We start from the raw sequence: 344 nt of genomic DNA on the forward strand, positions 1-344 counted from the left end.
CCGGAATGGCCGCGGTCTCGGGGGCCGGCGGCCGTTACCGGCGCCCCTTCCTCCATCTCGACCGGCAGACCGCCCGCAAGGCCTGCATGGTCCAGTCCCTGCCGGTCTGGGACGACCCCCACAACACCGACCCCGCCTACACCCGCTCCCGGCTGCGCCACGAGGGTCTGCCCGCCCTGGAGAAGGCCCTCGGCAAGGGCGTCGTCGAGGCGCTCGCCCGCACCGCCCAGCTCTCCCGCGACGACGCCGATGCCCTCGACTCCTGGGCCAGCCAGGCCGAGGCCTCCGTACGGGACGCCGCCGGACTGCTGGAGTGCGCCAAGCTCTACGCCCTGCCGCCCGCC

The 344-nt window shown here is 75.3% G+C and carries 1 protein-coding gene; it reads left to right on the forward strand.

The genetic code is table 11. The annotated features are described in order from the left end of the window. A partial coding sequence (locus CCN72_RS36525; protein WP_279630320.1) for a PP-loop family protein occupies positions 1-344 on the forward strand: 344 nt, incomplete at both ends.

The organism is Streptomyces murinus (assembly GCF_002154555.1).
GTDB lineage: Bacteria > Actinomycetota > Actinomycetes > Streptomycetales > Streptomycetaceae > Streptomyces > Streptomyces murinus.